The 23,663-nt window shown below is 62.4% G+C and carries 25 protein-coding genes; 14 read left to right on the top strand and 11 right to left on the bottom strand.

Going from position 1 to position 23,663, the window contains the following annotated elements; all coding sequences use genetic code 11:
• The first annotated feature begins 52 nt into the window (after positions 1 to 52).
• The 6 genes from LOY53_RS14230 to LOY53_RS14205 all read left to right on the top strand — a co-directional run bounded on the left by LOY53_RS14230 (position 53) and on the right by LOY53_RS14205 (position 4,082).
• Positions 53 to 1,096, top strand: coding sequence for an ABC transporter substrate-binding protein (locus LOY53_RS14230; protein WP_252824430.1), 1,044 nt, complete (start codon positions 53 to 55; stop codon positions 1,094 to 1,096).
• 41 nt (positions 1,097 to 1,137) lie between these two features.
• Positions 1,138 to 1,893: a class II aldolase/adducin family protein gene (locus LOY53_RS14225; protein ID WP_252824428.1), complete on the top strand. Its 756-nt coding sequence runs from the start codon at positions 1,138 to 1,140 to the stop codon at positions 1,891 to 1,893.
• A gap of 141 nt (positions 1,894 to 2,034) precedes the next feature.
• The gene (locus LOY53_RS14220) at positions 2,035 to 2,922 is read left to right on the top strand and encodes an EamA family transporter (RefSeq protein WP_252824427.1); all 888 of its coding nucleotides are present in this window, start codon (positions 2,035 to 2,037) and stop codon (positions 2,920 to 2,922) included.
• A gap of 61 nt (positions 2,923 to 2,983) precedes the next feature.
• A complete protein-coding gene (locus LOY53_RS14215; protein WP_258702821.1) occupies positions 2,984 to 3,304 on the top strand; it encodes a YbjQ family protein in 321 nt (106 codons plus the stop codon).
• A 139-nt stretch (positions 3,305 to 3,443) separates the two neighbouring features.
• Entirely contained in the window at positions 3,444 to 3,632 is a 189-nt protein-coding gene (locus LOY53_RS14210) for a hypothetical protein (RefSeq protein WP_027594789.1), read from the top strand.
• A 144-nt stretch (positions 3,633 to 3,776) separates the two neighbouring features.
• Positions 3,777 to 4,082, top strand: a complete 306-nt coding sequence (locus LOY53_RS14205; protein ID WP_027594790.1) for a hypothetical protein — start codon at positions 3,777 to 3,779, stop codon at positions 4,080 to 4,082.
• A 46-nt stretch (positions 4,083 to 4,128) separates the two neighbouring features.
• Here the strand turns inward: LOY53_RS14205 and LOY53_RS14200 are convergent, their stop codons facing one another.
• Both LOY53_RS14200 and ampC read right to left on the bottom strand, forming a co-directional pair.
• Entirely contained in the window at positions 4,129 to 4,461 is a 333-nt protein-coding gene (locus LOY53_RS14200; RefSeq protein WP_027594791.1) for a hypothetical protein, read from the bottom strand.
• 324 nt (positions 4,462 to 4,785) lie between these two features.
• Positions 4,786 to 5,928 (bottom strand): class C beta-lactamase, encoded by a 1,143-nt coding sequence (gene ampC / locus LOY53_RS14195; RefSeq protein ID WP_258702820.1) that lies wholly within the window; start codon positions 5,926 to 5,928, stop codon positions 4,786 to 4,788.
• A gap of 119 nt (positions 5,929 to 6,047) precedes the next feature.
• Here ampC and LOY53_RS14190 point away from each other — a divergent pair, with 119 nt between their 5' ends.
• Complete coding sequence (locus LOY53_RS14190; protein ID WP_099429524.1) at positions 6,048 to 7,040, top strand: bile acid:sodium symporter family protein; 993 nt, start codon at positions 6,048 to 6,050, stop codon at positions 7,038 to 7,040.
• A 200-nt stretch (positions 7,041 to 7,240) separates the two neighbouring features.
• Here the strand turns inward: LOY53_RS14190 and LOY53_RS14185 are convergent, their stop codons facing one another.
• Together LOY53_RS14185 and LOY53_RS14180 are read right to left on the bottom strand one after the other, a co-directional pair.
• On the bottom strand, positions 7,241 to 7,834 hold the full coding sequence (locus LOY53_RS14185; RefSeq protein ID WP_252824425.1) for a DUF4157 domain-containing protein: 594 nt from the start codon (positions 7,832 to 7,834) through the stop codon (positions 7,241 to 7,243).
• The gene (locus tag LOY53_RS14180; RefSeq protein WP_252824424.1) at positions 7,821 to 8,384 is read right to left on the bottom strand and encodes a TetR/AcrR family transcriptional regulator; all 564 of its coding nucleotides are present in this window, start codon (positions 8,382 to 8,384) and stop codon (positions 7,821 to 7,823) included. The genes LOY53_RS14185 and LOY53_RS14180 overlap by 14 nt, the downstream gene beginning before the upstream one ends.
• Before the next feature lie 89 nt (positions 8,385 to 8,473).
• Here LOY53_RS14180 and LOY53_RS14175 point away from each other — a divergent pair, with 89 nt between their 5' ends.
• The gene (locus tag LOY53_RS14175) at positions 8,474 to 9,205 is read left to right on the top strand and encodes an SDR family oxidoreductase (RefSeq protein WP_258702819.1); all 732 of its coding nucleotides are present in this window, start codon (positions 8,474 to 8,476) and stop codon (positions 9,203 to 9,205) included.
• A 31-nt stretch (positions 9,206 to 9,236) separates the two neighbouring features.
• Positions 9,237 to 9,851 carry a 2-hydroxychromene-2-carboxylate isomerase gene (locus LOY53_RS14170; RefSeq protein ID WP_258702818.1) on the top strand — a complete coding sequence of 205 codons (615 nt, stop codon included), beginning with the start codon at positions 9,237 to 9,239 and terminating at the stop codon, positions 9,849 to 9,851.
• Here the strand turns inward: LOY53_RS14170 and LOY53_RS14165 are convergent.
• The 5 genes from LOY53_RS14165 to LOY53_RS14145 form a co-directional block, all read right to left on the bottom strand.
• Positions 9,824 to 10,123, bottom strand: a complete 300-nt coding sequence (locus LOY53_RS14165; protein WP_258702817.1) for a hypothetical protein — start codon at positions 10,121 to 10,123, stop codon at positions 9,824 to 9,826. The two genes, LOY53_RS14170 and LOY53_RS14165, sit on opposite strands and share 28 nt — an antisense overlap.
• A 2-nt stretch (positions 10,124 to 10,125) precedes the next feature.
• Positions 10,126 to 10,671 carry a cupin domain-containing protein gene (locus LOY53_RS14160; RefSeq protein ID WP_027594799.1) on the bottom strand — a complete coding sequence of 182 codons (546 nt, stop codon included), beginning with the start codon at positions 10,669 to 10,671 and terminating at the stop codon, positions 10,126 to 10,128.
• Positions 10,672 to 10,750: 79 nt separating this feature from the next.
• Positions 10,751 to 11,956 carry an MFS transporter gene (locus tag LOY53_RS14155; protein WP_099453945.1) on the bottom strand — a complete coding sequence of 402 codons (1,206 nt, stop codon included), beginning with the start codon at positions 11,954 to 11,956 and terminating at the stop codon, positions 10,751 to 10,753.
• 85 nt (positions 11,957 to 12,041) lie between these two features.
• Entirely contained in the window at positions 12,042 to 12,575 is a 534-nt protein-coding gene (locus LOY53_RS14150) for a cytochrome b (RefSeq protein ID WP_252824420.1), read from the bottom strand.
• Positions 12,572 to 13,624: a catalase family peroxidase gene (locus tag LOY53_RS14145; RefSeq protein WP_252824419.1), complete on the bottom strand. Its 1,053-nt coding sequence runs from the start codon at positions 13,622 to 13,624 to the stop codon at positions 12,572 to 12,574. Before LOY53_RS14145 ends, LOY53_RS14150 begins: the two co-directional genes overlap by 4 nt.
• 124 nt (positions 13,625 to 13,748) lie before the next feature.
• On the opposite strand from LOY53_RS14145, the gene LOY53_RS14140 reads away from it, so the two are divergent.
• Entirely contained in the window at positions 13,749 to 14,270 is a 522-nt protein-coding gene (locus LOY53_RS14140; RefSeq protein ID WP_238214916.1) for a sigma-70 family RNA polymerase sigma factor, read from the top strand.
• Positions 14,267 to 15,019 (top strand): anti-sigma factor, encoded by a 753-nt coding sequence (locus tag LOY53_RS14135; protein WP_099453949.1) that lies wholly within the window; start codon positions 14,267 to 14,269, stop codon positions 15,017 to 15,019. Before LOY53_RS14140 ends, LOY53_RS14135 begins: the two co-directional genes overlap by 4 nt.
• A gap of 120 nt (positions 15,020 to 15,139) precedes the next feature.
• Here the strand turns inward: LOY53_RS14135 and LOY53_RS14130 are convergent, their stop codons facing one another.
• Together LOY53_RS14130 and xthA are read right to left on the bottom strand one after the other, a co-directional pair.
• Entirely contained in the window at positions 15,140 to 16,387 is a 1,248-nt protein-coding gene (locus LOY53_RS14130) for an IS256 family transposase (RefSeq protein ID WP_258702816.1), read from the bottom strand.
• A 179-nt stretch (positions 16,388 to 16,566) separates the two neighbouring features.
• Complete coding sequence (gene xthA / locus LOY53_RS14125; RefSeq protein WP_099453950.1) at positions 16,567 to 17,379, bottom strand: exodeoxyribonuclease III; 813 nt, start codon at positions 17,377 to 17,379, stop codon at positions 16,567 to 16,569.
• A 163-nt stretch (positions 17,380 to 17,542) separates the two neighbouring features.
• Here xthA and LOY53_RS14120 point away from each other — a divergent pair, with 163 nt between their 5' ends.
• The 3 genes from LOY53_RS14120 to LOY53_RS14110 are packed head-to-tail and all read left to right on the top strand — an operon-like array spanning position 17,543 to position 23,658.
• Complete coding sequence (locus LOY53_RS14120) at positions 17,543 to 18,193, top strand: N-acetyltransferase (protein WP_099453951.1); 651 nt, start codon at positions 17,543 to 17,545, stop codon at positions 18,191 to 18,193.
• A gap of 51 nt (positions 18,194 to 18,244) precedes the next feature.
• Complete coding sequence (locus LOY53_RS14115) at positions 18,245 to 19,987, top strand: autotransporter assembly complex family protein (protein ID WP_258702815.1); 1,743 nt, start codon at positions 18,245 to 18,247, stop codon at positions 19,985 to 19,987.
• Positions 19,984 to 23,658 carry a translocation/assembly module TamB domain-containing protein gene (locus tag LOY53_RS14110; protein ID WP_258702814.1) on the top strand — a complete coding sequence of 1,225 codons (3,675 nt, stop codon included), beginning with the start codon at positions 19,984 to 19,986 and terminating at the stop codon, positions 23,656 to 23,658. Before LOY53_RS14115 ends, LOY53_RS14110 begins: the two co-directional genes overlap by 4 nt.
• Positions 23,659 to 23,663: the final 5 nt, after the last annotated feature.

Here is a 23,663-nt window from a genome sequence, read left to right as displayed (position 1 = left end):
CCTCACAACAACAAGAAATCGGGCCCTTGGGCACCGGCAGGAGGAAACCTCGATGCATGCATTCCCTCGCAGAACCTACCTTTGCGCAGCGCTTCTGGCCCTTGGCTTGGGCAGTGCGCACGCTGCGCCGCAGATGGTCGTGGTCGGCTATGGCGGCGCTGGTCAGAAAGCCCAGGACGAGGCGATCTTCAAGCCTTTCAGTGCCCAGGACGGCAGCAGGTTGATCCAGAGCGAATACAACGGCGAAATGGCCCGCATTCAGGTCATGGCCGATACTGGCAACGTCGATTGGGACGTGGTGCAGATCGAGGGGCCCGACCTGATGCGCGGCTGTGAGGAGGGCATCTATGAGCGGCTGGACTGGCAGCGCCTGGGCCATGCCGCCGAGCTGATTCCGGATGCCGCGCAGGATTGCGGTTCTGCCGCACTGGTGTGGAGCGTGGCGATTGCCTACGACCGCAACAAGCTGGCGCAGGCACCGTCTTCATGGGCTGACTTCTGGGACGTCAGCAAGTACCCAGGCAAACGTGGCCTGCGCAAGCGTGCGGTGTACAACCTGGAGTTCGCCTTGCTGGCTGATGGGGTCAAGGTCGAGGACGTGTACACGGTGCTGTCAACGCCAGCCGGGGTTGACCGCGCGTTTGCCAAACTCACTGAGCTCAAGCCCTATATCCAGTGGTGGGACGCGGGTGCCCAGCCGGCCCAGTGGCTGACCGCCGGTGATGTGGTGATGACGTCTACCTACAGTGGCCGCATCGCGGTGGCAGCGCAGCAGGGCAGCCCGCTGGCACTGGTCTGGCCGGGCAGCCTGTATGGCATGGACTATTGGGCGATCATCAAGGGCTCGCGGCATGTCGACCAGGCCAAGCGGCTGATCGCCTATGCCAACCAGCCCGATACCCAGGTGCGTTACGTCGAACAGATCCCCTATGGGCCGACCAATACTCAGGCAGCGGCCAGGCTCGCCCCGGCGCTGGCCGGCTGGGTGCCAACCTCGCCACAGAACCTGCAGGGGGCGCTGGCGATGAACGTGGAGTTCTGGGTCGACCATGGCGAAGAGCTGGAGCAGCGATTCAATGCTTGGGCTACCAAATAGCCTAGTGTTCACAGCTGCCTTTCTAACAGGACGAACGAGAAATGACCCTTACCGAACAGACCCTGCGTCAGGAGCTGGCGGCCTGCTACCGCCTGGTCGCTCACTTTCGCATGAGCGACCTGATCTTCACGCACATCTCGCTGCGCGTGCCTGGGCCGGAGCACCACTTTCTGATCAACCCCTACGGCTTGCTGTTCGACGAGATCACAGCGTCCAGCCTGGTGAAGATCGACTTGCATGGGCAGCCAGTCGAGGCGACGCCACACCCGGTCAACCCGGCCGGGTTTGTCATTCACAGTGCTATTCATGCGGCTCGCGAAGACGCCCACTGCGTGCTGCACACCCACACCCGGGCCGGGTGTGCGGTGGCGGCACTGGAATGTGGCCTGCTACCGGTCAACCAGATGTCCATGGAGTTTCATGGCAAAGTTGCCTACCACGATTATGAAGGCATCGCCCTGGACCTGGATGAGCAACAGCGCTTGGTAGCCGATCTGGGTGACCGGCCGGTGATGATCTTGCGTAACCATGGGTTGCTGACCACCGGGCGTTCTGTGGCCGAAGCCTTCCTGCGTATGTACTACCTGGAAAAAGCCTGCGAGATCCAGTTGGCGGCGCAGAGTGCCGGGCAATTGCTACTGCCGCCGGCCGCCGTGTGTGAGCGTACCGAGCAGCAGTTCAATGCGCCACTGAAGGGCTTAAAGCAAGGCGAACTGTCGGACCCGGATGCAGTGGAGCTGGCGTGGGGCGCGCTGCTGCGGATGCTGGAGCGGGTGGCGCCGGGTTACCGCGACTGATGGTTGAATGCCACGGCGTATAAAGACTGTAACAGTGACACTGTTGCGCAACCCTTTGCCCTAACTGTGCTGGTCCCTGGAAAAGGAATAGCCTTATGCTGTAACGAAATATGTCTAGAAAGCCGGAAGAAGGATGTCGCAATGCCGCTCAAGGACCTGCTGATCGCCCTGGTGGTGATTGTTGCGTGGGGAGTCAACTTCGTGGTCATCAAGGTCGGCCTGGATGGGCTGCCGCCGATGCTGCTGGGGGCGTTGCGCTTCTTGTTGGTGGCCTTCCCGGCGGTGTTGCTGGTGAAGCGGCCCAAGCTGCCCTGGCGCTGGCTGATCGCTTATGGCGCGACGATCTCCTTGGGGCAGTTCGCCTTCTTGTTCCAGGCCATGTACAGCGGTATGCCGCCGGGGTTGGCGTCGTTGATCCTGCAATCCCAGGCATTTTTCACTTTGGGTTTCGCTGCGTTGTTCCTGGGTGAGCGGTTGCGCCTTGCCAGCCTGCTGGGGCTGCTGGTGGCGGCCAGCGGGTTGGCGTTGATTGGCAGTGAAGACGGCGGCCATGTGCCGATGCTTGCGCTGTTGCTGACCCTGTGCGCGGGCGCCATGTGGGGCGTGGGCAACATCATCACGCGGCGTTTCGGGTCGGTCGACCTGGTGGCGCTGGTGATCTGGGGCGGGCTGATTCCACCGTTGCCATTCTTGGCTTTGTCGTGGTGGCTGGAAGGGCCTGAGCGCATCGGCCACGCCTTGGCCAACATCGGTTGGAACTCGGTACTGGCGTTAGCGTACCTGGCATTCGTCGCCACCATGCTCGGCTACAGCCTGTGGAGCAAGCTGTTGTCGCGCCACCCGGCGGGCAAGGTCGCGCCCTTCTCGCTGTTGGTCCCCGTGATTGGCTTGAGCTCCTCGGCCTGGTTGCTAGGGGAACGCCTGACTGTGTTGCAGGGGTGGGGCGCGCTGCTGGTGATGGTCGGGCTGCTGGTGAATGTGTTTGGCGCGAAGATCGGCCAGCGGCTACGTGCGGCCAGCGTCTCCTGACGCCGGGCTGCCAGTGCTCTGTTAGAATTGGCGCTTTTCGCCAGGCCAACGGAGCACTTTCATGATCATCTCCACCACCAGCCAGCTCGAAGGCCGTCCGATTGCCGACTACTTGGGCGTCGTCAGTTCTGAGTCCGTGCAGGGCATCAATTTTGTGCGGGATTTCTTCGCGCGGTTCCGCGACTTCTTCGGTGGCCGCTCACAAACCCTGGAGAGCGCACTGCGCGAGGCCCGCGAACAGGCTACCGAAGAGTTGAAAGCGCACGCACGGCAGTTGAATGCTGATGCCGTAGTCGGTGTGGATTTCGAAATCAGCATGCCATCGGTGCAGGGTGGCATGGTTGTGGTGTTCGCCACCGGCACGGCAGTCCGCCTGAAGTAAGGCCATGTGCCACTGGTCGGGCGTAAAGCGTTTGGCCAGGCAGTCTGCAAATGACCAGCTAGTCTCACTTTTACCGGCCGCGTTCACCTAGGCAATCCATCTGCTTGCCGGCGCGACCACCACTGGAGGGAGACTGGGCATGAGCGAATCCTTTTTTGAAGACCTGAACGACGCATTCCCGATCAACAGCCAGGTGCGTTGCGGCCAGTCGGCATTCCGTCTGGGCTTCGCCAACATGACGCTGGATGATTCGGAACAGCTTCAGCCTGCACATCTGCAGCGCACCAAGAAGGGCCGCTTCATGCCGCGGGTTCCGCTGAAAAAGTGATCCCGCTCCAGCAACCCCGCCAAACGGCGGGGTTTTTATTGCCATTCGTTGACGCTGCTCATGGCATCGCTGGGTTGCGCTCGCAGGGCTTGCGAAGATGTGGTTTTCTGGCGCGGCATTTCAGCAAACGGAGATTGAACGCTCATGCGAGTCAGGGAAGAGACCTATTGGCAGTGGGCCGACGCTCAACTGCACAGCCGCAGCCACGATGAAGCACTCAGTGACGGCACCACGCTGGATGTGCAGGTGCGGTTATCGCGCCTTGGCGCCACCCAGTTGTTCCTCGGGGTGTACGCCGGCAATGGCCGGGCAGTGCTGGAAGAGTATTACCCCTCGCGCCCTGGCGAGACCATGACCCGTGCGCTGGTTTGGGGCGTCGAGCGGGCTCGGGCGCTGGCCACTGGCGCTTTGCCGCTGCCAGCCATGGCGCAACCGCGCAGGCGGGCATGAAAAAGCCCGGCCTTTTGGGGCCGGGCTTGAGGGTGCGGTTAGCCACTCAGTTGAGCGGTTCGATCACCTTGACTGCCTGCCGCTCACGGGCGGCGGGCCATTCTTGTTGCAGGGTCTGCAGTACGCGGCCAACGAACTCGGTATCGGCAGCGGCCTTCTTGCCGACGTAGCCTTGGCCACGGCGGTAGACCTTGAAGCGTGCACGCATGCTGGGCAGGTGCTCTTCGAATTCAGCTTCGATGGTGTTCGGTGGCAGGCGGTCGAGACGCACTTCACCGGTTTGGCTGACCCACAGCAGATGGTCGTCGAGGCTGTCCTTGCGCACGGCGAACAGCTGGGCCAATTGGTCGATTGTGGGATTGTTGTTCAAGTTCATCATAAAGCCCCCATTACCCATTCGTAGGTGATTTTCACAGTTGGCGCTACCACGGTGTAGCGCACTACCAAGGCTGCTACAGCAGCATCGCAACAGGGGCTTTCACACGCTGCCTTTTGGACAGTTCCCTCTCCACGGACGGCCTGCGTTACCGCGCAGGCCGTCTGGAACACCCTTGCCACCGCTCCCGATCGGGGAGACGACTCAATCATGCCCAAGCGCGATGAACGGCGTCAACAGTTTTGTAGTGAATATTTTTAAGCACTACATTTTTGTCATTTTGTTCGACAATCCAAGCGCTGGCCGCCGAAAAACCGGCCGTTACCTTCACAGCCCCTCGACAATCTGGAAGGCCGTACGCACGCGGGCTTCGTTGGGATAATTACGATTGGCCAGCAACACCACGGCCATGTTTTTGGCAGGAATAAAAGCGGCGTACGCGCCAAAACCACTGGTTGCGCCGGTCTTGTTGTACCAGGCCTCACGCAGGGCTGGGCTGGCAGGGACGAGGTGGGTGGTGGCCTGAGGCTCACGGATCAGGCGAGGGCTGTTGCCATCGATCAGGGTGCCTAGCGCAACCGGATAAGGGTAATGCTCCCAGCCAAGGCCTTGGGTCATGGCGCCGACCTGGAAGTAGCCCTTATGGGTGATCGCGATGGCGTTTTGCAGTGCTGCGGGCAGGCCGTCTGGCTGCATCTGCAGGCGCACGTAGCGCAGCATGTCGCTGGCGCTGGTCTTGATGCCATAGGCTTCATCGGCATAAGGGCCTGGGCTGACGCGTACCGGGCGGTCTTGTGCGTCGTAGCCTTGGGCATAAAGCCCTTGGGCGCTGGCGGGCACTTGCAGGTAGGTGTGTTTCAGGCCCAGTTGCACCAGCAGGCCCTGGCTCATCAACTCCGCGAAGGGGCGCTGCTGTGCGCGTGCCGCCAAATCGCCGAACAGGCCTAGGCTCGGGTTGGAATAGCAGCGCTGGGTACCTGGCGCGGCGCGAGGCTTCCAGTGACGCAAGAAGTCCACGACCTGTTGCGGCGTCTGCACTTCATCGGGGAACTGCAGCGGTAGGCAATCGGCGCTGTAAGCCCCCAGTTCCAGCACGCTGGCGTCCCCCAGTGGCACCCCGGCAAGTGCGGGCTGATAGCGTTTTGCCGGGGCCTCAAGGTCCAGTTTGCCTTCGGCGCTGGCCAGGGCGGCGAGGGTAGCCGTGTAGGTCTTGCTCAACGAGCCGACCTCGAACAGGGTGTCTTGGGTTACCGGCGTACCCTCGGACTTGCTGGCCACGCCATAGTTGAAATAGTGCGCCTGGCCGTGGGCGTACACCGCCACGGCCATGCCGGCGATGCCTTGCTCCTGCATCAGTGTGCGAATGAGGGGGTCGACGCGTGCTTGCAGCGTGTCGTCAGCCTGAGCGGTTGCGTGTCCCATGGCGAATGTGATGGCAGCAGTCAGTGCGGCCAGGCGAGGGAGCAACATGGGCAGGTCCTTTGTGGGGTTGTGTCCGTTCATCGACACCTGTGGGGGTTCCGGCGTTAGCAAAGAAAAGTCGCAGACCTTATCGTCTGCCCTTGCACAATGACAAGACGGAACCTGTGATGAAGTATTTGCGGATGTTATTCGACAATTTCACCCTGGCGCTGCTCGGGGTGGTGCTGATCGCCACCGTGCTGCCCTGCTCGGGTGACGGCGCAGTGTATTTTGGCTGGTTGACCAACCTGGCCATCGGCCTGCTGTTCTTCCTGCACGGCGCTAAGTTGTCGCGCGAAGCGATCATCGCCGGGGCCGGGCACTGGCGCCTTCATGCGTTGGTATTCTCCTGCACCTTTGTACTGTTCCCCTTGCTGGGTTTGGCGTTCAAGCCGCTGTTCGTGCCGCTGGTTGGCAATGAGCTGTACTTGGGCGTGCTGTACCTGTGTGCGTTGCCGGCCACTGTGCAGTCAGCCATCGCATTCACCTCCCTGGCCCGCGGCAACGTGCCGGCCGCCATTTGCAGCGCTGCCGCTTCGAGCCTGCTGGGCATCTTCCTCACGCCACTGCTGGTGATGATGTTGCTGGGCGCCAGCGGTGACACCGGGTCGGGGTTGGATGCCGTACTGAAAATCACCCTGCAGCTACTGGTGCCCTTCGTGGCTGGGCAGATCGCCCGCCGCTGGATTGGTGCATGGGTCAAGCGCAACGCGCGCTGGCTCAAGGTCGTGGACCAGGGGTCGATCCTGTTGGTGGTGTACACCGCGTTCAGTGAAGCGGTGGTGACGGGCCTGTGGCACACGGTTTCGCCACAGCACCTGGCGGGGCTGTTCGTGGTCTGCGGGATTTTGTTGGCGGTGGTGCTGTATGGCACCCGTTTCCTTGGCAAGGTGCTGGGCTTTGACCTTGAAGACCGCATCACCATTCTGTTCGCCGGTTCGAAGAAGAGCCTGGCGACCGGCGTGCCGATGGCTCAGGTGCTGTTCGTGGGCAGTGGCATTGGCGCGATGATTTTGCCGCTGATGCTGTTCCATCAGATCCAGCTGATGGTGTGCGCGGTGCTGGCGCAGCGTTATGCCAGCCGTGAGGATGTGGGTGAGAAGGCCCCTGTGTCGTCCTGATAGACAAGGGTATAGGTGGACGTACAGCTGACTGTGTGAGAGCAACTGTTTTGTGGTGCTTGTTCCGGCCTCTTCGCGGGCAAGTCGGACCGCCGCACCGCCGCTCCCCCAGGTAATTGCGCAGGCTCAGGCCTTGTGATCTCCAAAAAATACCTAATAATTCAGGTAGTTATGTGCTGTTCTTGAGGTACTTTATTGCATCACCTGGCCTGGCCGGAGCTGCGCGCTCTTAATACCTTGGCAACCTCCGCCTCTATCTTGTAGGCCGGGCCTTCCAACTCATTGAAGTCACGCGTGTAGCGCCGGGCGAACTCATCGACGCCTAATGCCTGGTACTGCTGCACGTGCTTGAGCTCGTGCGCCCACAGCGCCACATTGTCTTCAGCATCGCTGGCATGGCGGAAGATGATTGTGTCGATCAGTGTCACGGCATTCACATCGGGGTTTTGCAGCATCGCGTTGGCTGCGCTCATCTGCTGTTCATCGCCAACCCTGAAGCGCGCGGCATCGAGCACGGCAAAGTCATACCAGGGTTCGAGCTGGGCGCGGATGTGCAGCGGGATCGGCTCACTGCCGCTGGCGCTGGCTTCGTCGCGGGCCTGGCGCAACGCGTAGGCCAGGCTGGTTGAGGCCATGGCTTCGACGTCTTTGAGGATCTGCCCAGCCTGGCCTGGGTCGACTGGCGCACAGAAACAGCCCATCAGGCAGACCTGGTATTGCCCTGGAGGGCAGGCCTCTTCAGCAAACACGGGCACGCTCAAAAACAGGCCAAGCAACAGGTTAACGGCTTTCATTCAAGGCCTTTTCGACGAAGCTGCGGCTGGCATCGAGCACTTCGGACTGCACGGCTTCGCTGGCAAGCATGCGCCCGATCAGCAGCGCACCGACGCATTGGCTGATCAACACCCAGGCCAGCTGTTCATCCTCCAGTGTTGTGCTCCAGGCCTTATGCAGCTCGACCAGCCAATGTTCGGCCACCTCGCGCACCGGGTGATCTGCCCGGGCGATTTCCACCCCAAGCGGCGGCAAGGGGCAGCCCCCTTCGGCATTGTGCAGGTGGGCCAGGCTCAAGTATTGCTGCAGACAACGGCCAAGGCGCTCGCGGCTGGCACCTTGGTTGGCCAGGCGCGCCAGCGGGCTGTTGCACAACTCCAGGCGAACGACTTCGGTGAACAGATCATCTTTGGAAGGGAAGTGATTGTAAAAGGCACCGCCGGTCAGCCCGATGGCTTTCATCAGCCCGGCTACGCCAGTGCTGGTGAAACCGCCGCGTTTGGCCAGTGCACCGCTGGTGGCCAGCAGCTTTTCGCGGGTTTGTTGCTTGTGGTCGCTGGTATAGCGCATTCAATTGCCTCTGTGCGCTTGGCTTGACGATAGGGGCGATCATAACATAGCGTTCGTTTACTAAACGATCATTCACCAAAGGGGCGCACATGACTCAACCACAGAAAGTAGTGCTGGTGATCGGCGCAGGGGATGCCACGGGGGGCGAGATCGCCAAGCGCTTCGCGCGGGAGGGCTACATGGCCTGCGTCACTCGCCGTCAGGCGGACAAGCTGCAACCGCTGCTGGACGAGATCCACGCCGAAGGCGGCCAGGCCCATGGCTTTGGCTCCGATGCGCGTAAGGAGGAAGAGGTGGCCGCGCTGGTTGAAACCATCGAGCGCGATATCGGCCCAATCGAGGCGTTTGTCTTCAATATCGGCGCCAATGTGCCTTGCAGCATTCTTGATGAAACGCCGCGCAAGTACTTCAAGATTTGGGAGATGGCCTGTTTTGCCGGGTTTCTGACGGCGCAGGCGGTCGCACGGCGCATGGTGGTGCGTGAGCGCGGCACGATTCTGTTCACAGGCGCTACTGCAGGTACCCGCGGCGCTGCGGGCTTTGCCGCATTCGCCGGTGCCAAGCATGGCCTGCGGGCATTGGCCCAGAGCATGGCGCGTGAGCTGGGGCCGCGCAATATCCATGTCGCCCATGTAGTGGTGGATGGGGCAATCGATACCGCGTTCATCCGCGACAGTTTCCCTGAGCGCTACGCCCTCAAGGACCAGGATGGCATCCTCGACCCGGCCCATATTGCCGACAGCTACTGGTTCCTCCACGCCCAACCGCGAGATGCCTGGACATTCGAACTGGATCTGCGCCCCTGGATGGAACGCTGGTAAGCCCCCGCCTCATCGACCAAGGACCCTACCCATGACCAAGACCGTCGAATTCTGCTTTGACCTCGGCAGCCCCGCCAGCTACCTGGCGTGGACCCAGCTGCCGGGTATCTGTGACCGCCATGGCGCGACGCTGCATTATCGGCCCATGCTGTTGGGTGGGGTATTCCAGGCCACCGGCAATGCCTCGCCGGCAATGATCCCAGCCAAGGGCCGCTACATGTTCACCGACCTTGCACGCTTCGCAGCGCGCTACGGTGTGCCGTTCGGTTTACCCCCGGGCTTCCCGATGAATACCCTGATGCTGATGCGCGGAGTAATCGGCACACAGCTGCAAGCACCAGAGCGCTTTGAGGTACTGTTGCGGGCATTGTTCAACGGCCTGTGGGCCGAGCGACTCAACCTGGGTGACGCGGCTGTGTTGCAGCAAACGCTGGAACAGGCCGGCTTTGACCTTGCCGCACTCACTGCCCTGGCAAACGACGCGCCGGTGAAGGCGGCCCTGAAGCAGGCGACCGAGGAAGCCGTTGCGCGCGGTGTATTTGGTGCGCCGACCTGCTTTGTCGGTGATGAGATGTTCTTTGGGCAAGACCGCCTGGATTTTGTCGAGGACGCGCTGCGTCATCCGGCCAGGTGTGCTTCCAGCTGAGTGCGTTCCCACAGGCTGAGCAGGTCGGTGGGGTTGGTGCCGTAGCGGTGCCAGTCTTCAAGGCCGGCCTGATCACCGTTGGGGGCCACGCAGTGAACGCATTGAGCAAGGCCTTCGGCATCCACGGCCAGGGTCAACTGCCAGCCTTCGATCAGCACATCGACCAGCCCTTCGCCCCGTTGGGCACTGATGTGCAAGGGGTGGACGCCCAGGGCTGCGTCACGTAAGCGCTGATACGCGACCCGTGTGTTCACGGTGCCTGGGCGGTTCACGGTCAGAAGTTCGCCGGGGTGTTGGCGCTGATGATTTCGGCCTCATCCTGGCCAATGTTTTTGAAGCTGTGCGGCAGGGTAGTGGGGATGTAGTAGCCATCACCCGAATTGAGCACGCTGACCTGGCCATCGACCCACAGTTCGACGGTGCCGCGGGTGACCAGGCCGCACTCTTCGCCTTCTGCATGCACGATCGGCTCGCCCGAATCGGCGCCCGGTGCGTACAGTTCACGCAGCATGCGCATTTGACGGGCCTCGACACTAGCACCTACCAACAGCATGCGCAGGCCGTTACGGCCCAAGTCTGGCTGCTCGCTGGCGCGGAACACGAAGCGCTCTTCCCGCACCGGCTCGTCGAAGCTGAAAAACTCCGCCAAGCTCATCGGGATCCCTTCGAGCAGTTTTTTCAGGGAGCTGACCGAAGGGCTGACGCGGTTCTGTTCGATCTGCGAGATCGTCGAGTTGGTCAGCCCGCTGCGGCGGGCCAGTTCCCGTTGGGAGAGGTTGTTGCGTTCACGCACCAGTTTGAGTCGCGTCCCCGTGTCCATAGCCGCCTTGTAATCAGAGGTGTCAAAAATAATGAGCGACGCATTAAAACACACTCTGCACGCTTGCGCGCTGTGCTTATCAGGCACGCGGTTCGCGTGGCATCGGCCATAGCCCGACCAGCAGCAACAGCGCGGCTACCGCCAGGAACGGCAAGCGTGGGTCAAGGGCATATACGAGGGTGCCGGCCAGTGGCCCGATCACCGCACCCATGCCCTGGGCGGCGCCGATCGAGCCCGCTGTCGCGCCTTGTTCCGAGGCCTGCATGGCATTGGCCGCCAGCGCCGAAAACGCCGGGAAGACAAAGCCCATGCCGGCCGCAGCGACGAAGAAGCACGCCCACAGCCAGGGCGCGGTAGTCGCCAGTGCACCGCAGGCAAAGCCCACGGCCGACACGCTGGCGCCCACCCGGATCATCTTCAGCGGCGGCCATTCCAGCTGACGCAGCACAACCTGGGCCAGGATCAGCGCCACACCGACCGTGGTCAGGGCAATGCCGGCGACCTGAGCCGCGTCAGCCGGGCCCAACTGCAAGCGGTCCAGGGCGAAGAACCCGACAATGATCTGTGACACCGTGACGCTGAGCATGGCACTGAAGGCCACCAGCAAAGGCCGGCGTAGCCGCGGGTCGCTCAGTTGCACCGGGCTGGGCGCATGGGTGTGCGCCAGCGCTTGTGGCTTGAGTGTGAACAGCAACACGAAGAACGTGGTGGCCGGCAGCAGCGACATGAGGTGGAACGGTAGGCTCAGGCTGTAGCGCGCGAGCAGTGCGGCCAGTGCCGGGCCCAGCACCAGGCCGACCGCGTTTGCCGCGCCCAGTGAGGCCATGGCGCGCGCCCGGCGCTGCGGTTCGACATGGTCGGCGATCAGTGCATTGCAAGCCACTGGGATGGCGGCGTAGAAGGCGCCGATGCAACCGCGTGCGAGCATGAGGCCAATAAAGGCCAGGGTTGCGCCCGGCATCCAGCGCAGCGCGCCTTCGACGAACACGCACAACAGCCAGTAGGCCACCGTGAACCCAGCGCTACCCAGCAGCAGCACGCGGCGGCGGCCAAGCCGGTCAGCGGCGCGGCCCCACGGGCGTGCCAGCAGCACCCAGACCACCCCGGCGACGGTAACAGCGGCACCGGCCTGCCAGGTGGCCATGCCGAGCTGGCGAGCGATTGGGCCTATCAGGGCAACGAAGGCCATCATCGACATGGTGCAGGCCATGTTGGCCAGCAGCAGTGGGCGTAAGTCCAGCGTGCTGGCAGGCACGAGAGTGGCAGGATCCTTTGCGACGTTCATGGGCAGTCCAGAGAAGTTCAGCGATAAGTGCGCCGATCTTAGTAAGCATTATTATCGATTGTCGAACACCCTGAACTGCACCGACTTATTCGCTGCGACGCAAAGGGCCAGGCCACATGCTACGCAAGACGCCATCACGGCGCACCAAGGCGTGCATCAGCGCTGCGCCCAGGTGCACCAGGATCGTTGCGAACAGCAGGTAGCCAGCCCAGCCGTGGGCTTGTCGCAGCACGGCATACAGCTGCAGGTCATGGGGGGCGATTGCCGGCAATTGCAGGGGCCGCGGGTAGCCGCCGGCCGACAGCATGGCCCAGCCCAGCAGTGGCATGGCCAGCATCAGGCCATAGAGCAGCACATGCGAGGCCCCGGCGGCGAACCGCTGCAGCGGTGGCAGGTCGCGTGGCAGCGGTGGGTGTGGCAAGGCCAGACGCAGGCCGATACGCAACACCACCAGTACCAGCAAGGCCAGGCCGGTGGCCTTGTGCAAGCTGATCAGCACGGGATGACGCAGCGACAGGTCGCTGACCATGCTCACACCAATGAACAGCATGGCCACAATCAGCACCGCCATCAGCCAGTGCAGCAGGCGGGCGAGGGGGTGGAAGGCTTCAGGTTTCATGGGCGGGCTCCAGTGCCAAGCGATTCACGGCTGCGGCGGTTAAACGATTCCGAATAGGCGGCGGATCGGGCAGCCAGAATCGGGTCGGCAGAGGCTTCGATGCCGTGGGGCAGGATCAGCGGGTCGAAATTAAGGTCGCGGCAAGCCCCTTGCTCAGGCGCGTCGACCTGTTCGAGCACCAGCGTGCCGGCATCCACGCTGCGGCGTTGCGCAGGCCATGGGCTGGCCGGGTTGTCCACGGGGTCGCCAGGCTCGGCCAGGACCAGGCGCAGGGTCCAGCGCAGCGGCCCTTGGGCCAGGCGCTGTTGCAGGTCGTGCTGCAAGTATTGTTTGTCGTCCACCTGGCCTGGCAGGGCGGTGAACGGGGTTTGTGGCTCCAGTTGCCAACGTACCGGCTGGGCCGCGCCGGCGGCGTCGATGAGGCGGAAGGCATTGATGCTGTGATACTGGGTACTGGCAAAACTGTTGCTTGGCTTGTAGCTCGCCGCCCACTGGCGGAACGCCGCGCTTTCGGGGTGGGCGGCAAAAAACGCTTGTTGCCTGGCCGGGTCCGGTTTGCCAGTGGCAGGGTCTGGCGTACTGGCCAGGACTTGTTCATAGAACGCCTGCGGCGTACCTACCGCCAGCACCGGCGGGTTGTTCATGCCGGTACGCCAGACTTGCCCATCGTCAGTGCTGAGCTGCAGCGCCAGGCTACGCACCGGGATTGCCGTGTCCGGCGCGAACGGGTTGGCGCCGCCAATGGCAAAACGGCCGATAACCGGCACGCGTGCCTGGCTGAACACGCGGGCCGTGGACAGGCTGGCAGCCTGGCCGTTGGCCTGGAAGTAGCCCGAAACACACAGGCCTTTTGCGTGGTTCTTGCGGTAGCCTGGGTAGTGCCCGGCCTGGGCCTCGAAGGTGTCGATGATGCGCTTTGGCGTGAGTTCAGGTGCGCCGATCCAGCCGGCCGCGTAGGCAAAGCCTGCGCCGGCAGCCAGCATGACAGCGCCGATGGCCGCCAGGCGCATGGCCTTGGCGGGGCCGTGCAAAGGTGAGTTCATGATCATCGTCCGGTTCTGTGAAGGTGCCGGTACGACGCTGCAGGGAAAAACTTATTCCCTCGACGGGAATAGATTTTGTTACCGGGCGTCTGCCTCTTACACTGACAACCCCAGAGGCCGGGACATAGCCATGCACGATCTGGACGAACACCAGTGGCGCGAGCTGCTGGCACGTTTGCGCCGCTTTGCCTTGTGGTTGACGCGCGAACCGGGCAGCGCCGACGACTTGGTGCAGGCCACCGTCGAGCGAGCCTTGAGCCGCCAGGGCCAGCAACGTGAAGCTGAGGCGCTGCGCGCCTGGCTGTTCACCATCCTTTATCGGCTGTTTCTTGACGGCAAACGCCGCGACCGCCTGCATGCCCGTTGGCTGTCCTGGTTTGGCCGCGCAGAGGTGGAAAGCGAGCCAGTTGGCGGCAATATCGAAGACATCGTGCTGGCCCAGGCTGACCTGCGTGCCTTTGCCCGGCTGTCAGCGGAGCAGCGTGCTTTGCTGCTGCTGGTGAGCATTGAAGGTTTGAGTTACAAAGAGGCCGCCCAGGCCTTGGGCATCCCTATCGGTACCGTGATGTCGCGCTTGTCGCGCGCCCGCAATGCCTTGCGCGAACTGACCGAGGGCAACCCTCAACCCCCGGCCTTGCGGAGACTGAAATGACACGCCTGATCCCCACTGAAGATGAGTTGCATGCCTACATCGATGAGCGCTTGGCGCCTGCTCGCCGGGCAGAGGTAAAGGCCTGGCTGGCGGCCAACCCGCAGGAGGCGGCGAGGGTCGAGGGCTGGCGCAGCGATGCGCGGCGGCTGCGTGTGGCACTGGCCGGCCTGGGTGAACAGCCGGGGGCTGCGCAGCTGGATCTGGGCCAATTAAAGCAGCGGCTGCGACAGCGTCGTCAACGGCGCTGGGCGTCGGCGGCAGTGCTCGTGCTGGCAATTGGTGTGGGTGGTTTGGGCGGTTGGCAGGCGCGGGATGCGATGTTGGCCAGCGTCGACTTGCCCATGGCCGATGCGGTCCAGGCACATCGGTTGTTTGCCGGTAGCGAGGCGCTGGATATTCAAGCCAGCGACCCGACTCAATTGCGTGACTGGTTGGGGCGTCATTTTAGCCGGGTAGGGCAGTTGCCGGACCTGGCGGGTTACGGTTTCAGACCGGTGGGCGCGCGGTTGCTTAGCAACGAGCAAGGGCCTGCGGCGCTCTTGGTGTTTCAGGATGGCAAGGGGGAACGCATCAGCCTGTTTCTTCGTTTGCCGGGAGAGCGTTATGAACGCATGCCCGAGGGGCAGCGGGTTGATGGGCAACTGGAGGCACGGTACTGGTCGCATGGGGCGTATAACTTTGCGTTGGTCAGTGCGGCGGACGATACGCGTGGGGCGGGGGTGGGGGAGGCGTTGCGGTTGGGGTTGTAGGGTGATGGCGTGATGTTTCGGGCCAGTAACCGAGGTGACGCCAAAGAACCGCGCGCCTCGAGAGTGTCAGTTTTTTTGTGTGCGGGCCGATAACGGCCTGCCGTCAGGCAGGCCATGCTTTTACCAGGTCGGCCTGATAAATCGATCTCCGTACAGAATCGCAAATTGATTCATCGCACTCTTCCAGTCATGAGCCGCCGAGCCCCAGTTTGCCGTGATGTTACGCAGCCCAAGCCAGATCAGCTTGGTCGCTGCGTCATCCGTCGGGAAGTGGCCTCGGGTCTTGATGATCTTGCGTAGCTGAGCGTTGATGCTTTCGATAGCGTTGGTCGTATACATCACTTTTCGAATCGCAGGCGGGAAGACAAAGAATGGAATCACTCGATCCCAGGCTCGTCTCCAGGCCGCCACCACCGTTGGGTATTGCTTACCCCAAGGGCCATTTTCAAAGGCATCCAGTGCTTGCTCAGCCGCTTCTGCGTTGATGGCCTGATAGATCGGTTTTAGCGCCTTGGCCAGCTCACGGCGCTTGTCCCACGCCGCGTAATCGAGGCTGTTGCGGATCAAGTGGACGATGCATGTTTGCAGCGTTGTTGCCGGAAATACTGCGCTTAGCGCCTCTGGCATGCCTTTGAGACCGTCGGTCACGGCGATCAGCACGTCCTCTACGCCGCGGGTCTTGAGGTCGTTGAAGACCTTCATCCAAAACTTCGCACCCTCGGTGTTTTCGATCCAGATACCAAGAATATCGCGCGTTCCATCGGGTAAAACACCCAGCGCCAAGTAAATCGCCTTGTTGCGGACAAGGCCTTCTTCTCGGATCTTGACCCGCAGCGCATCGAAGAAAATGACTGGGTACATCGGCTCAAGCGGTCGCTGTTGCCACGCACCAATTTCCTCCATCACCTCGTCTGTGACTGAGCTGATGAAGTCATGGGAAACATCCGTCCCGTATTGCTCAGAGAGGAAAGCGCGGATTTCTCGAACGGTCATGCCTCGGGCATACATGGCGATGATCTTGTCATCAAAACCGGTGTAACGCCGCTCATGCTTGGGGATCAGAATGGGGGCAAAACTGCCATCCCGATCACGGGGAATCTCCAGCCGCAGCGGGCCATCCCCCGTCAAAACCGTCTTGCCCGTTTTACCATTGCGCTGGTTGGTTTCATCCTCTGGGCGCTGCGCGCCCGGCGGATACCCCAGGTGGTGACCGAGCTCGGCACTCAATGCTCGCTCGATCAAGGCCTTCTTGAAGGCCGCAGAAGCGTCTTCGATAGCCTCTGCGGTCATCAGCCCCTCACCGAACTGTTCGAGCAGCTCCTTGGGGATTTTTGGTAGGTCACGAAGGGGTTTCTTTTTGGTTGGCATACATGCACCTCTTACTCATGTTATGCCCGAACACAAAATTTCTGACACCCCCCGCGCCTCTGTCTCAGGACTGATTGGCCCGAAACAACTGTAGGAGCAGCCTTGTGCTGCGAAGCGCCGCGCGGGCGGCGCTCGATCCCACAGGCGCTACAACTCCAATGCCTTACACCAGACCCACGTCAGCTCAACTCCAGCCAGATCGGTGCATGGTCCGACGGCTTCTCCATCCCGCGCAACTCATAATCCACACCCGCCGCCTTGATCCGTGGCACCAGGTGCTGTGACGCCATGATCAGGTCGATGCGCAGGCCGCGCTTGGGTTCATCCTCGAAACCGCGGCTGCGGTAATCAAACCAGCTGAAGCGGTCGGCCACGTCCGGATACAGATGGCGGAAGCTGTCGACCAAGCCCCAGCCTTTAAGGCGCTCCATCCACTCGCGCTCTTCCGGCAAGAAGCTGCATTTGCCGGTCTTGAGCCAACGCTTGGCGTTGTCCGGGCCGATGCCGATGTCGCAGTCCTGGGGCGAGATGTTCATGTCGCCCATCACCAGCACCGGCTGGTCATTGCGGAACTGGTTTTCGAGCAGGGCTTGCAGGTCGCTGTAGAAGCGCTGCTTGGCCGGGAACTTGGTGGGGTGGTCGCGGCTTTCACCCTGGGGGAAGTAGCCGTTCATGATGGTGATCGGGTTGCCGTCGGCATCGGCGAAGGTGCCCCAGATGAAGCGGCGCTGGGCGTCTTCCTCATCGGTGGCAAAGCCCTTGTGCAGGCTCAGCGGTGCCTGGCGCGACAGCAAGGCGACGCCATAGTGGCCTTTCTGGCCGTGGTAATGCACGTGGTAGCCCAGTGCCTGAACATCGGCCAGCGGGAACTGATCGTCGCTGACCTTGGTTTCCTGCAGGCCGATCACGTCCGGCTGGTGCTTGTCGATCAGCGCCGCCAGCTGATGCGGGCGGGCCCGCAGGCCGTTGATGTTGAAACAGACGATCTTCATGGAAAGACAATCCCGGTAAAAGCCGCGATGCTAGCCGACATCGCGCGTCATCACCAGCATGGCGGGTTCGGGGTGCTGCTGCTAACGTGCTGTAGGGGCTGAACGATGCGCGGTGGAGCACACTCCAAGGCACTGCAAGCCCATTCCAGGAGGACTGCCCGCAATGCCCGAAACCACTGCCACGCTGGCACGTATCTGCCAACTCGACGACGGCTACAGCCGTGAGGCGCGCTCGCTGCTGTATAACGCCTACCGCCATGAACCTACCTTTGCTTACATTTTCGAGGCGCAGCGCCCAGGCTATGAGCGCCGCCTGCGCGTGATGGTGCGTGAATGGGTACGCCAGCACTTTTATCTGCAACTGCCGGCCATTGGCCTGTTGCTGGATGACCGCCTGATTGCCCTGGCCCTGATCGTACCGCCGCTTCGCAGGCTAGGGGTGGCCGACAGCTGGGCTTGGCGTTTGCGCATGATGCTGGGTACCGGCCTGCGCTGTACGCGCCGCTACATGGATTACCAGGCGGCATTGGCCAGTTGCCTGCCCACTGACCAGGTGCACGTTTTGCCGCTGCTGGGGGTGCACCCGCAATTCCAGGGGCGCCAGTACGGTGAGCAATTGTTACAAGCTGTGCATGACTGGTGCGCGGAAGACCCTAGCACCCAGGGCGTGGTACTGGACACCGGCAATGAGCACTACCTGGCGTTCTACCAGCGTCAGGGCTATGAGGAAATTGGCGAGGTTGCCGTAGGGCCAATCCGAGAAAGGGTGTTCTTCCATCCCAACCCGGTGTCTTCAACTTCTGCTTTTGCCTGACAAGCCGCCAGACGGCTCCCTTGAGCGCCCGGCTCTGGTAGCATGCCCCGCATGACGTATTCAGGAAGATTAACCTGGGGCCTGGTTTTCTGGGTCGCCAGTTTCGCAGCATGGGGCCAGAGCGAGTTGCTGGTGAAGGTAAAACCAGCCAACAAGGCGCTGAAGGCCAATGTCGAAGGCTATATCGGCAACCTGGGTGACCGCGATGAAGAAGCGCTGCTGCGCTTCAGTCGCGGGGCTCAGGAGCAGGCGCGCAAAGCCGTGCAGGCACTTGGCTACTATCAAGCCCAGATCGATACCGAGGTCAAGCCTCCCGCCAAAGCCGACCAAGCCCCGCAATTGATAATCCAGATCGCCCCCGGCGAGCCTGTGCGCCTGCGCAACGTGACGGTGCGCATCGAAGGGCCTGCCAGCGAGATGAAGGCGTTTCGAGTGCCCGACAGCAAGGCACTGCGTGCTGGCGAGCAGCTTAACCATGGGCTTTACGAAGATGCCAAACGGCTGATCCAGAACCAGGCTTCACGCTATGGCTTCTTCGCCGGCCGCTTCAGCCGCCAACGCCTGGCGGTCGACCCCCAGGCGGGGGTGGCCGACATCGAACTGGTCTACCAAAGCGGCCCTCGCTACCGCCTTGGCGCGGTCAAGTTTGGCGGTGACACACCGCTGGATGAAGACCTGCTGCAGCGTATGGTGTCGTTCAAGCCGGGTACGCCCTATGACTCCGAGCTGATTGCCGAACTCAACAACGACCTTCAATCGAGTGGCTACTTCGAAGGCGTGCGGGTAGATGCCGCGCCGACTGCCGCCGTGGGCGAGGACATCCCGGTGGAGGTCCGCCTGGAAACCCGCAAGCCACGCACCATGGGCCTGGGCCTGGGCTTCTCGACTGACGTCGGCCCCCGTGGCAAGGCCAACTGGACGCGACATTGGGTCAATCCTCAGGGCCACAGCTACGGCTGGGAAACCGAACTGTCGGCACCTCGGCAGAACGTCGGCCTGTGGTATGACGTGCCGCTCGACCCGCCGCTGACCGACAAACTGCGCTTTGCCGGTGGTTACCAGAATGAGGAGCTCGCCGGTACCGACACCCTCAGCAAGCTGCTCACCGTCGGGCCGGAATGGCACAGCAAGTTGCCCAGTGGCTGGCAACGGGTCATCTCGCTCAAGTACCAGCGTGAAGAGTACCGCCTGGGCGACGACTCGGGGCTGAGCAACCTGCTGATGCCGGGCGTCAGCTTCTCGTACCTGCGCAGCGACAACCGCATTGACCCGCACAATGGCTACCGCCTGCAGTTCGATACCCAGGTGGCGAAGGAAGGCCTGGTCTCCGACACCAACCTGCTGCATGGCAACGTGTTGCTCAAGGGCCTGACCACGCTTGGCCATAACCATCGCTTCCTCGGCCGGGTGCAATTCGGCGGCAGCGCCACCAACGGCTATAAGAACAACATCCCGCCTTCGCTGCGCTTCTTCGCCGGTGGCGACCAGAGCGTGCGCGGCTATGACTACCAGACCTTGTCGCCGAAAAACAGCGACGGCGACCGCATCGGTGGCCGCTACCTAGTGGCTGGCAGCGTCGAGTACCAGTACTCACTGACTGAAAAGTGGCGCGTGGCAACCTTTGTCGATCAGGGCAACTCGTTCAACACCTTCGAGCTGCCAAGCCTCAAGACCGGGGTGGGCATTGGTGTGCGTTGGGTTTCACCGGTTGGGCCACTGCGCCTGGACCTGGCCAAGGCCCTCGATGACGAGGGCGGTATTCGCCTGCACTTCTCCATGGGGCCTGAGCTGTGACACGTGTGTTCAAATTCGTACTGCTGGGCGTGCTCGGCGGGGCAGTGGCCGTGGGCCTGGCGCTGGGCGTGCTGGTGGGGACCGAAAGCGGCAGCCGCTGGGCACTGGCCAGGGTTCCGGGGTTGCAGGTCGCTGACTTCCAAGGGCGCCTGGCGGGCAGTTGGCAAGCCAGCCAGCTGAGCTGGGTCGAGGGCGGTAACCAGGTCGAGGTGCAGGCCCCGCTGTTGACGTGGTCGCCCGCGTGCCTGCTGCGTGCCACCTTGTGTATCGATCAACTGCAGGCGCAGCGCATCGATATGGCGTTTGCACCCAGCGATGCACCGGCTGAAAGCGGCCCGCTGCAACTCCCAGCCCTGCGTTTGCCGGTCGCCATCGAGCTGGGCGAGGTCAAGGTTGGCCAACTGCGACTCGACGGCAGCGACCTGCTGGGTGATGTGCAACTGGCCGCCCGCTGGACCCAAACGGGGATGCGTATCGACCGCCTGCACCTGCAACGCGATGACCTGCGCCTGGACCTGCAAGGCGACCTGCAACCTGAGGGTGATTGGCCTGTGCAGCTGCAAGGGCAAGTTCAACTGCCTGCGGTAGAGGGTAAAAGCTGGCAACTGGCGTTGACCGCGCACGGCGAGTTGCAGAAAACCCTCACCCTCGAAGGCACCAGCTCGGGTTACCTCGATGCACGGCTGAACGGTGAGCTACAAGCGTTGGCCGAGCACCTGCCGGCAACGCTGCAGGTCCGTTCCGACGCTTTCAAACCGACCGGGTCGCTGCCAGATACCCTGCAGTTCAATCAGCTTGAGCTCACTGCCAAAGGTGATTTGCTCAAGGGCTATAAATTGTCGGGCTCAGCCAGTTTGCCGGCTGAGCAGTCACCGATTGCCTTGGTCCTGTCCGGGCGGGTGGATAGCAAAGGGGCCAAGGTCGATGCCCTGGACCTCAACGCCAGCGATAACCAGCGGCTGAAACTGCAGGCCAGTGCCGACTGGCAACAGGGTCTGACTGCCGATGCCCAGCTCGATTGGCTGGACTTCCCGTGGTTGCGCCTGTACCCGCTGGAGACGCCGCCTGACGTCACGCTCAAGCAATTCAATGCCCAGGTCCACTACCGCGATGGCAATTATCAAGGCACCTTCAAGGGTGATCTTGACGGCCCGGCGGGGGCCTTTTCGCTGGCCAGCCCGTTTGAAGGTGATTTGAACCAAGTGAAACTGCCGCAGCTGGCGCTCAGCGCTGGGCAAGGCAAGGCAGAAGGCAGCGTCGCCGTGCGCTTCGCCGATACGCTGGCGTGGGATGTCGACCTGCAGCTCTCGGCGCTCGACCCCGCGTATTGGCTGGCTGAACTGCCCGGCACCCTGGCCGGGCCGCTGCGCAGCAAAGGTGAAATGAAGGGAGATGCACTCAAGCTCGATGCCCAGCTCGACCTTAAAGGTCGCCTGCGCGGGCAGCCGGCAGTGCTCAAGGTTGAAGCCCAAGGCGCAGGAGAAAGCTGGACACTCGGTGCCCTGGCTATACAGCTCGGTGACAACCGCATCAACGGCAGTGGCAGCCTGCAGCAGCGGCTGGCCGGGCGCGTGGATCTCGACTTGCCGCGTTTGGGGCAGCTATGGCCGAGGTTGCAAGGGCAGGTCAAGGGCCGGCTGGACGTCGCCGGCACCTTGAAGGCACCCCAAGGTACGCTCACCTTGCAGGGCCAGCAGCTGGCGCAGGCCGAAAACCGTATTCAACGCCTGGACCTGGATGCACGCCTGGACAGCGCCCAACGTGGTGTGATCGACCTCAAGGCCGGCGGCATTCAGCTTGGTGACACGGCACTCGGCACCTTGCAGGCCAATGGCAAAGGCGACATTCGCCAGCAAGCCTTGACCCTGGCGCTCGACGGCCCGCAGCTTAAGTTGAACCTGGGCCTGGACGGCCAGTTGAGCAAAGGCGACTGGCGTGGTCGCCTGGCCAGTGGCCGAATCCAGGCTGGTGGCCAGGATTGGCAGTTGCAGGCACCGGCACGCCTGCAGCGGTTGGCCAGCGGCCAGTTGGATTTTGGTGCCCATTGCTGGCGTTCCGGCCAGGCCAGCCTGTGTGGTGATGACCAGCGCCTGGCACCTGAGCCGCGCTTGCGCTACCACCTTAAACAGTTCCCGCTGGACAGCCTGGCCCAGTGGCTGCCAAAGGACTTTGCCTGGCAGGGCCTGCTGAATGCCGACGTCAACCTGGATATCCCGGCCAGCGGCCCTAAAGGCAGCATTGTTGTCGACGCCAGTGGCGGCACCTTGCGCGTGCGCGACAAGGGGCGCTGGATCGATTTCCCTTATCAGGCGCTGCGCCTGGACAGCACCCTGGCACCTCGCCGCATTGATACCCGCTTGAATTTCCGGGGTGAGCGCCTGGGGGAACTGAGCCTGAATGCCCGCCTCGACCCGTTGGGCAAAAACAAGCCATTGTCGGGCGATTTTCGCCTGGCGGGCTTGGACCTCTCGGCTGCCCGGCCGTTCGTGCCCATGGTCGAGCGCCTGGCCGGGCAGTTGAATGGCAGCGGAAATTTGTCGGGTACGCTGCTGGCACCACAGGTCAACGGCAACTTGGTACTGAGCCAGGGCGAGGTCAGTGGTGCCGAACTGCCGGTGAGCCTCCAAGACCTGTCGTTGCAGGCTACGATCGCCGGTGAACAAGTCCAGCTCAACGGTGGTTGGCGCAGTGGCGAGGCGGGGCGCGGCCAACTGTCCGGTAACCTGACCTGGGGCCAGGCCTTGGGCATGGACCTGCGTTTGCAGGGGCAACAATTGCCGGTGACGGTCGAGCCCTATGCGACGCTGGAAGTCGCCCCGGACTTGAACCTGCGCCTGATCGACGACAAGCTGGCGATAACCGGCAAGGTGCAGGTACCAAAAGGCAAGATCACAGTCCGCGAGCTGCCGCCCTCGACGGTGAAGGTATCTGATGACACCGTCATCGTTGGCCATCAGACCGAAGAGGGCAAGCCGCCCATGGCCATGGCCATGGACATCGATGTCGATGTCGGGCGCGAAAAGCTGTCGTTCAAAGGCTTTGGTCTCACGGCCAACCTGTTGGGCCATGTGCATATCGGCGACAACCTCGATACCCGCGGTGAGCTGAGCCTGGCCGATGGTCGTTACCGCGCCTACGGGCAGCGCCTGACCATACGCCGGGCGCGCTTGCTGTTCGCCGGCCCAATCGACCAACCGTATCTGGACATCGAAGCGATTCGCAAAGTCGATGACGTCATTGCCGGCATTCGCTTGAGCGGCAGTGCCGAGCAGCCCACCACGCAGGTGTTCTCCGAACCTGCCATGAGCCAGGAACAGGCGCTGTCGTACCTGGTGCTGGGCCGCCCCTTGGGCACGTCGGGTGAGGACAACAACATGCTCGCCGAGGCCGCGCTGGGCTTGGGCTTGGCAGGCAGTGCCGGCATTACCGGCAGCCTGGCATCGAGCCTGGGTATCGATGACTTCCAGCTGGATACCGAAGGCTCAGGCAATACCACCAGTGTGGTCGCCAGCGGCAACCTGACCGAGAAGCTGAGCTTGCGTTACGGGGTGGGGGTGTTCGAGCCTGCCAACACTATCGCGTTGCGCTACAAGTTGAGCCGGATGGTGTACCTGGAGGCTGCCAGCGGCTTGGCAAGCTCGCTGGACATCTTCTACAAACGGGACTTCTGATCGCC

It is taken from the genome of Pseudomonas sp. B21-031, assembly GCF_024748985.1.
Classification (GTDB): domain Bacteria; phylum Pseudomonadota; class Gammaproteobacteria; order Pseudomonadales; family Pseudomonadaceae; genus Aquipseudomonas; species Aquipseudomonas kermanshahensis.
This window is presented reverse-complemented; position numbering and strand designations above follow the sequence as displayed.